This window comes from Streptomyces sp. NPDC050617 (assembly GCF_040654795.1).
In the GTDB taxonomy this organism is placed as follows: domain Bacteria; phylum Actinomycetota; class Actinomycetes; order Streptomycetales; family Streptomycetaceae; genus Streptomyces.
The window spans coordinates 152,298-160,051 of record NZ_JBFAIS010000021.1 but is presented as its reverse complement, the minus strand read 5'-3'; the positions used below and the strand labels follow the sequence as shown (position 1 = coordinate 160,051).

Here is a 7,754-nt window from a genome sequence, read left to right as displayed (position 1 = left end):
GGGGTTCCGCGCCGTCCCCCGCCGCAGCGGCCTGCGGTCAAGCGAGCGAGGGTCAGCGGAGCAGAGAGAGCTTCCCGACGAGCTTGTCGACGCCGTGGTCCCGCACCCCGCCCCTGCTTCCTGCCCCTTGTCCGTTCTCGCGCGGCGGCCCCGTACCGTCCGGCTCCACGGAACCGGACGGTACGGGTCTCGGGGCGACCGCTCACTCCTCGACGACGGCGACCGCCCGCGTCCAGCCCGCACCCGCACCCGCGATCTTCACCGGGAAGCAGGTCACCGTGAAGCCGGTGGGCCCCGGCAGGGCGCCGAGGTTGGCCAGCCGCTCGATCTGGCAGTACTCCCGCTCGCGCCCCACGAAGTGCGCCGGCCACAGCACGCCCCGGTCCCCGGTGCGCTGATACTCCCCGATCATGTGGCCGAAGGGCGCGTCCAGGCTGAACGCGTCGGTGCCGATCACCCGCACCCCGAGATCCAGCAGGAGATGCGTGGCCGCCGCGTCGAGCCCCGCGAAGTCCGTGAAGAACTCGGGCGTCCCCGCCAGCCGGTCCGCGCCCGTGTACAGCAACACGATGTCCAGCGGGCCCGGCACGCTCCCGGCCTCGTCCAGCGCCCGGCGCACCCGGTCCGCGCCGATCGCCCCGACGGGCTCGCCCCGCAGATCCAGCCGGAACCCCGGCCGGTGGAACCAGTCCAGCGGCATCCGGTCGATATGGCGCGGCGTGCCGTACGCCGCGCGCGAGCCGTAGTGCGACGGCGCGTCGACATGCGTGCCGGTGTGCGTCGTGAGCGTCAGGGTGTCCAGCGACAGCAGCTCGCCGCCGGGGAGTTCGGACGGATCGAACTCCACGCCGTGGTGGCGCCGCATCCCCTCCGCCATGTGCCGGCCGCCCTCGGCCGGGCTCATGATCTCGTGCCTGACCGGATCGACCTCCCACTGCCCGGCGTCCACCGCCTGGGACAGATCGATGAACCGCGAGGTCGCGCGGGGTCCCTTCCCGATGTCCTGCCGCACCGTCTCCGTCACAGCAGCCCGGCCCCGCCGTCCACGGTGAGCACCTGGCCGTGCAGCGCGGCAGCCTCCGGGCGGCACAGCAGCGCCACCACGTCCGCGACTTCGCCGGCCGTGGTCAGCCGGCCCGCGGGCGTCCGTGCCGCGATCCGCGCCAGCGCCTCGGCCGGAGGCCCGTCCGGGCCGGCAGGTCCCTCCGGCGCGAGCTTGCCGCCGGCCACCGCGTTGACGGCGACGCCCCGGCCGGCCAGCTCCACGGCGAGATAGCGCACCATCGACTCCAGCGCCGCCTTCGCCATGCCCAGGCCCGCGTAGCCCGGCACCACGGAACGGGCGCCCGTGGCGGAGACCGCGACCAGCCGCCCGCACCCCGGCGCCAGCAGATCGCCGAGCCGCCCGGCCCCGTACACCAGCGGCCCCAGCGCCACCGCGCCGTCCCGCAGGCACCCCTCGACGCGAGGCGTGGCGGTGGCCATGGGATGGAACGAACCGGCGCTGTGCACCATGACGTCGAGCCGGCCGTACGCGGACCGGATCTCCTCCAGCAGCCGCACCACCCCCAGCGGCGTGCCGATGTCCGCGCGCATCAGCCGTACCGCGCCCCCGGCCTCCACCAGTTCCTTCTCGGCACGGAGCGCCCGGTCGTCGTCGTGCGCGTAGTTCATCAGCACCTCGTGCCCGGCGGTGGCGAGCCGCCGGGCTACGGCCAGCCCGACGCCGCTCGTCGCCCCGGTGACCAGCGCCGGTGAACCGCCGCTCACGCCGGTGGCGGCGTTCTGCGCTTGTGCAGTCATATCTGTGGCCCTTTCGTTTCGTCTTCTCCGTACGGGGCCGGCGCCCGGCCCGCGGCAGTCACTCGCCGGCGCGCTCGTCGCCGGGCAGCAGATGGAAGCCGTCGAACACGGCCGCGATCCCCGCGAAACCCGCCAGCGGGCCCCGGTCCGCGAGATAGCCGTCCGGCCTGATCAGGGCGTACGCGCCGGGGCCCGGCCCCAGCGCCCGGCCCACCGCGCCGTCCGGGTCGGCCAGCGCGTACGGCCCGTCGCCGCCCGCGGACCCGGATGTGACGACGCGTACGGACACGGCCCCGCCGTACGCGCCGTCCACCCGCTCCGCGCACCGCTGCCCGTCGCCGAACAGCAGCAGCGTCCAGCGCGGATCGGTGAGCTCCTGGCACAGCGCCCGCCAGCCGGGGTGCCGCTTCTCCTCGTCGGCCGAGCACCCCACCCGCCGCCCCGGCCGGACGCCGTCCATGGCGCCCGCCGCCGGCCGCGGGGTCAGCGGCCCGTCCTCGTAGTGCAGGGCGAGGCCGGACATCCCGGCCATCATCCGGTGCTCGACGCGCCGCTTCGCCGGCCGCAGCGCCTTGAGCGCGGTCAGCCCCACGGGCATCAACACGGGAGCGGCGGCGTTGCGCAGCGCCACGAGCGCCGTGGCCTTCCTGGTCGAGCCCAGCAGCCGGCCGCCCACCGGCAGCCGCTCCGCCGGATAGGTGTCGAGCAGCGCGTCGCGCGCGTGCCCCCGCACCACGTCGGCGAGTTTCCAGGCCAGGTTGTAGGCGTCCTGGATACCGGTGTTCATGCCCTGGCCGGACGCCGGGCTGTGCACGTGCGCCGCGTCCCCGGCCACGAAGCAGCGCCCGGACCGCATGGCCGTGATCATGCGCTGCTGGACCCGGAACACCGAGATCCAGGTGGGCGCCGACACCGCGACGGGCTGCCCGAGCGCCTTCTCCAGCTTGCGGCTCAGCAGGGCGCGCACCGCCTCCGGGTCGCCCGCGTCCACGGTGTCCTCGGCGTACTCCGTGTCCACGATCCGCCACTTGCCGGGCGCGGGGAACGGGACGAGCAGCAGGGTGCCCTGGCCGGTGTGCACGAGGTGGTTGGAGTCGCGGGGGAGCGGGGCGTCGAGCACCACGTCGGCGTTGAGCCAGGTGCGCGCCGCGCCGCCGTGCAGCCGCAGCCCGAGCCGCTCGCGCACGGTGCTGCGCGAGCCGTCCGCGCCCACCAGCCACCCCGCGGTGACCTCCTGCGCCGCCTCCGCGCCCGTGCTCCGCAGCCGGGCCGTGACCTGCTGGAGGCCCGGCGCGAAGTCCACCAGCTCCGTGCCCCACTCGACCTCGACGCCGAGGCGCCGCAGGCCGTCCCGCAGCACCTCCTCCGTCAGTACCTGATCGACCATCAGTGTGTACGGGTAACGGGTGGGCAGCTTCCCGTAGTTGGTGTCGAAGCGGATGAGGGGCCGGCCCCGCATGTGCAGCGTGAAGTGCTCGACCCGCTGCCCCCGCGCGAGGAGTTCGTCCACCAGCCCCATCTGGTGGAAGACCTCCATCGTGCGCGGGTGCGTGGCCAGCGCGCGGCTCGTGGTCGCCGGCCCGGGGGCCCGGTCCACCACCCGCGGCCGTATGCCGCGCCGGACGAGTTCGTGCGCGACGGTCAGCCCCGCCGGGCCGCCGCCGACGACCAGCACCTCGACGTCCGGGGCCGCCGGGCCCGGCCCGTCACCCCGCATGCGCCGACTCCGTGAACCGCTTGGCGTGCGCGAGCGTCGCGGCGCTGTTGCCGCCCACGGCCGCGCGCACATACGCCCGCGCGGACGCCGGGGTCGCCTCCTCGCCCAGCACGGCGGGGATCGCCGACGCGTTCAGCGCGATGGTGTGATGGGACGTCACCTTCAGCCCCTCGGCGGTCTTCTCCAGCAGCCAGGTGCCGGTGTGCGTGGTCATCAGGGGCGGGGTGACGAGCTGCTTGTAGACGATGCGGTCGCCCGGGAAGCAGACGCGAACCGACTCGGTGGTGTGCTCCGAGCCGTTCCCGGCGCGCGTGACCATCGTCATCGCCTGGACGTTCGCCGCCGGCTCGGTCAGCTCCATCCGCGAGACGTGCGGCAGCCGCTCCGGCCACTTCGCGGCCTGGTGCAGGAAGTCGTACGCGACATCGGCCGGGCCGTCGATCAGCTCCGAGTCCGCGAAGGAGAAGACCAGCTCCGAGCGGTCCCGCCAACTCTCCGCCAGATCCTTGATGTTGGCGAGCTCCGTCCGGGAGTTGCGGTCGGTCGCCGTGCCGATCCAGGCCACCTGGGTCGCGTTGTCGCCGTTGTCGTCGACGGCCTCGAAGTCGTGGTGCAGCACCAGCCGCGTCCCGCCGCCGGGCCGCTCCTCGACGACCCACTCGCCGCCCATCGCGGCGACCGGCGGCGAGCACACCTCCTGCCGGAACCGCACCCGGCGCGCCGCCTCGTCCAGGTCGCGGCGCGAAGTCCAGTGCTTCACCTCGCCGTTGGCGGTGGCCCAGATCCGCAGCCGCTCGCCGGCGGCGTCGAGCGCCTCGCGCTCGACGTGGACGGTGGGCGTGAACCGGCCCGGCCACGCCGCGGCGTCCGCGATGATCGCGTACACGGTGTCGGCCGGAGCGTCGATCTCGATCTCGTGCACGGTGCGGTGGCGTCCGTACGAGGTCATGGAGCAGCCTTCCTTCTCGTTGATGGGGGAACGTGGGTTCAAGGGGGGGCAGGTCAGTAACTGCCGAGCCCGCCGCAGACGTTGAGGGCCTGCGCGGTGATCGACGCGGCCTCCTCGGTCACCAGGTAGCCGACCAGCCCCGCCACCTCCCGCGGAGTGGAGTAACGCCCCATCGGGATCTTGTCGTTGAAACGGCCCAGCACGTCGTCCTCGGTGGTCTCCCAGGTCGCCGCGTACGCCTGCCGGACCCGCACCGCCATCGGCGTCTCGACGTACCCCGGGCACACCGCGTTGACGGTGACGCCGGTCTGGGCCAGCTCCTTGGCCAGCGCCTTGGTGAAGCCGATCACGCCGCTCTTGGACGCCGAGTACGGCGCGCCCAGCGGCACGCCCTGCTTGCCGCCGGTCGAGGCGATGCTGATGATCCGTCCGCCTTCCGTGCCCTCCAGGCCGCCGGTCGTCAGCGCCTCGCGCGTCACGCGGAAGACGCTGTTGAGGTTGGTGTCGATCACGTCGTTCCACAGCTCGTCGGTGATCCGCGCCGTCGGCCCGCCGCCGTTCCGCCCGGCGTTGTTGACCAGCACCGTCAGCGGCCCGTACCGGTCGACCGCCGCCCGTACCACCTGCCGCACCGACTCCGGCGACCGCACGTCGCCCTCGCGGCCGTCCACGTCGAGGCCCTCGGCGCGCAGCTCCTTGACGACCGCCGCCACGTTCTCGGCGCTCCGCGCGCAGAGGAACACCCGTAGGCCGCGCTCGGCGAGCGTCCTCACCACGGCGAGACCGATACCGCTGGTTCCGCCCGTGACCAGGGCGGTTCGGGGCACACCCGTGCTGCTCATGACCGTTCCTCCATCGTGTCGCGCGTTGCCTGTGCGCCTCAGGGTGCACAGCGGTCTTCGAGGCTGAGCCGAACGCCGGTGGTGCCGCCGCCCGCCGCCCACCGCCCGAACGCGCCTCGAAAACCTTTCGAAGACCTGCTGCCACGCTCGCCGGGCGGCCGCGGGGCAGCACGGAACGCGGGCCGCCCCGGTCCGGAGAGACACCACCCACCGACAAAGGGGAGAGAGCATGTCGCCTTCGCAGCGGCCGGCCGAGGCCGGCCCGGAAACGGCGCTCTACCAGGAGGTCCAGCACTTCTACGGACGCCAGATGCGGTATCTCGACGAGGCGCGGGTCACGGAATGGGCCGGGACCTTCACCGAGGACGGCGTGTTCACCGCCAACGCGCACCCCCAGCCGTCCACCGGCCGCGCCGAGATCGCCGCCGGGGCCCGCAAGGCCGCGGACCAACTCGCCGAGCAGGGCATCCAGCGCCGCCACTGGCTGGGCATGCTCCAGGTCGACGAGCAGCCCGACGGCACCGTACGGGCCCGGACGTACGCGCTCATCCTGAGCACCCCGCGCGGCGGCCAGGCGGCCGTGCACCTCAGCTGCTCCTGCGATGACGTGCTGGTCCGCCAGGACGGAAAGCTGCTGGTCAAGCACCGCAAGGTCGAGCGGGACGACCTGCGGACCGGCCGGTGAGCACCCCTACCGGCGACGGCACCGCTACCGGGGAAGGGGCCGCCCGCGACAGCACGAGCCGCGACAGCACCGCCATCGGCGCCCCGCTGGAGACGCTCGGCGGACTGCTCGGCGGCCCGCGCATCGACGACCTGCTGCGCCGCGCCGCGGCCCGCGCCCCCGAACGGCTCGCGCTGAGCGGCCCGTCGGGGGAGCTGACCTACGCCGCCCTCGACGAGCGCGTCAGCCGCTGCGCCGCCGCCCTGCGCGCCGCGTTCGGCGGGCCCGACACCGTGGTGGGCATCGCGGCGGCGCTCGATCTGCCGTTCGCCGTCGCCTACTTCGGCCTCGCCCGAGCGCAGAACGTCAGCGCCATCTTCAACCCGCTGCTGCGCGAGGAGCGCCTGGAACACGTCCTCGCGTCCTCCGGCGCGCAAGCGGTGATCATCCCGCCCGCGATGCACCCGCTCATCGAAGCGGTACGGCCGCGTCTGCCCGCGCTACGGGCCGTGGTGCTCACCCACCGGGACGAGCGGGCGGCCGCCGTCGCGGGGGTGCCGACGCTCGACGAGCTGATCCGCGACGCCCCGGCCGGGCCCGTCGGGGCCGAGCACGAGGCCGACTCCGTGGCGAACCTCCAGTTCACCAGCGGCACCACCGGCGCCCCGAAGACCGTCATGCTCACCCACCGCAATCTGACCGTCAACGCCGCCCAGACCGCGCACGTCCACCGGCTGACCCCGGACTCCGTGCTGCTCAACAACCTGCCGTCGTTCCACCTGATGCACCTGAACATCGCCGTGGTCGTCGGCGCCACCCATGTGCTGTGCCCCGAGGACGACAGCGAACACGCGGCTCGCACCGCCGCCCGGCACGGCGCGACCCACTACTACAGCCTGCCCGTCCGGCTCGCCCGGCTGGCCGCCTGCCCCCGGCTGCCGGAACTCGCCGTGCCCACCCTCCGGGCCGTGCTCTCCGGCGGCTCGGCGCTGCCCGGCCGCACCGGCTCGGTGCTGAGCGCCCACTTCGGCGTACCGGTCGGCCAGGGGTACGGGCTCGCCGAGACCTCCCCGTCCACGCACTTCGACACCCTGGACCGCCCCGTCCCCGGATCCTGCGGCCCGCCCGTACCCGGCACCGCGTGCCGCATCGTCGAACCGGAGACGCGGGCCGTGCTGCCCCCGGACACCCGCGGCGAGATACAGGTCCGCGGCCCGCAGCTGATGAAGGGGTACCTCGACCCGGCCACGGGCGCGCCCGGCGCCGTCGACGCGGACGGCTGGTTCTCCACCGGCGACATCGGCTACGCCGACGCGCAAGGGCGGCTGTTCGTCGTCGACCGCATCAAGGACGTCTTCAAGTGCGACAACTGGCTGGTGTCGCCGCTGGAGATCGAGAGCGTCCTGCTGCGCGGCCCCGGCATCGCCGACTGCGTCGTCTTCGACCACCCCGAGGAGACCAGCGGGGCCGTCGCGCACGCCTGGATCGTGCCGCGCGACGAATCGGCGGCCGGCGCCGAGGTCGACGCCGCCGTCCGGGAGGCCAACGGAGCGCTGCCCTACTACGCGCACATCCGCTACCTCGACGTGGTGGAGCGGATACCGCGCTCGCCCACCGGCAAGGTCCAACGCCGCGACCTGCGCGAACAAGCCCTCGCGGGCCGCCTGCCGGAGTGAGCGCGGAACACCCGGACCACCGCAGCTCCGCACACCACCGCAGCCCCAAACATCGCCACAGCCCCGCACGCCACCGCAGTACGCACGGAGAGGACGACACGCC

At 74.1% G+C, this 7,754-nt stretch carries 7 protein-coding genes; 2 read left to right on the top strand and 5 right to left on the bottom strand.

Annotated features, from left to right (window positions below; all coding sequences use genetic code 11):
• Positions 1-202: 202 nt before the first annotated feature.
• From AB0I49_RS26140 to AB0I49_RS26120, 5 genes are read right to left on the bottom strand one after another with little or no spacing between them, the layout of a single operon-like run.
• Positions 203-1,024, bottom strand: coding sequence for a cyclase family protein (locus AB0I49_RS26140; RefSeq protein WP_363229522.1), 822 nt, complete (start codon positions 1,022-1,024; stop codon positions 203-205).
• Positions 1,021-1,803 carry an SDR family oxidoreductase gene (locus AB0I49_RS26135; protein WP_363229521.1) on the bottom strand — a complete coding sequence of 261 codons (783 nt, stop codon included), beginning with the start codon at positions 1,801-1,803 and terminating at the stop codon, positions 1,021-1,023. Before AB0I49_RS26135 ends, AB0I49_RS26140 begins: the two co-directional genes overlap by 4 nt.
• A 58-nt stretch (positions 1,804-1,861) precedes the next feature.
• Complete coding sequence (locus AB0I49_RS26130; RefSeq protein WP_363229520.1) at positions 1,862-3,520, bottom strand: FAD-dependent oxidoreductase; 1,659 nt, start codon at positions 3,518-3,520, stop codon at positions 1,862-1,864.
• Entirely contained in the window at positions 3,510-4,469 is a 960-nt protein-coding gene (locus AB0I49_RS26125) for an aromatase/cyclase (RefSeq protein WP_363229519.1), read from the bottom strand. The genes AB0I49_RS26130 and AB0I49_RS26125 overlap by 11 nt, the downstream gene beginning before the upstream one ends.
• A gap of 53 nt (positions 4,470-4,522) precedes the next feature.
• Entirely contained in the window at positions 4,523-5,311 is a 789-nt protein-coding gene (locus AB0I49_RS26120; protein ID WP_363229518.1) for an SDR family NAD(P)-dependent oxidoreductase, read from the bottom strand.
• Between the two features lie 229 nt (positions 5,312-5,540).
• On the opposite strand from AB0I49_RS26120, the gene AB0I49_RS26115 reads away from it, so the two are divergent.
• Both AB0I49_RS26115 and AB0I49_RS26110 read left to right on the top strand, forming a co-directional pair.
• Entirely contained in the window at positions 5,541-5,996 is a 456-nt protein-coding gene (locus AB0I49_RS26115) for a nuclear transport factor 2 family protein (protein WP_363229517.1), read from the top strand.
• Positions 5,993-7,651 carry a class I adenylate-forming enzyme family protein gene (locus tag AB0I49_RS26110; protein ID WP_363229516.1) on the top strand — a complete coding sequence of 553 codons (1,659 nt, stop codon included), beginning with the start codon at positions 5,993-5,995 and terminating at the stop codon, positions 7,649-7,651. Before AB0I49_RS26115 ends, AB0I49_RS26110 begins: the two co-directional genes overlap by 4 nt.
• The last annotated feature ends 103 nt before the right edge of the window (positions 7,652-7,754 follow it).

What these genes read in the sequence shown, in the direction of transcription:
- AB0I49_RS26135 (WP_363229521.1), bottom strand. Translation starts at nt 1,803, where the DNA reads ATGACTGCACAAGCGCAGAACGCCGCCACCGGCGTGAGCGGCGGTTCA.
- AB0I49_RS26130 (WP_363229520.1), bottom strand. Translation starts at nt 3,520, where the DNA reads ATGCGGGGTGACGGGCCGGGCCCGGCGGCCCCGGACGTCGAGGTGCTG.
- AB0I49_RS26125 (WP_363229519.1), bottom strand. Translation starts at nt 4,469, where the DNA reads ATGACCTCGTACGGACGCCACCGCACCGTGCACGAGATCGAGATCGAC.
- AB0I49_RS26120 (WP_363229518.1), bottom strand. Translation starts at nt 5,311, where the DNA reads ATGAGCAGCACGGGTGTGCCCCGAACCGCCCTGGTCACGGGCGGAACC.
- AB0I49_RS26115 (WP_363229517.1), top strand. Translation starts at nt 5,541, where the DNA reads ATGTCGCCTTCGCAGCGGCCGGCCGAGGCCGGCCCGGAAACGGCGCTC.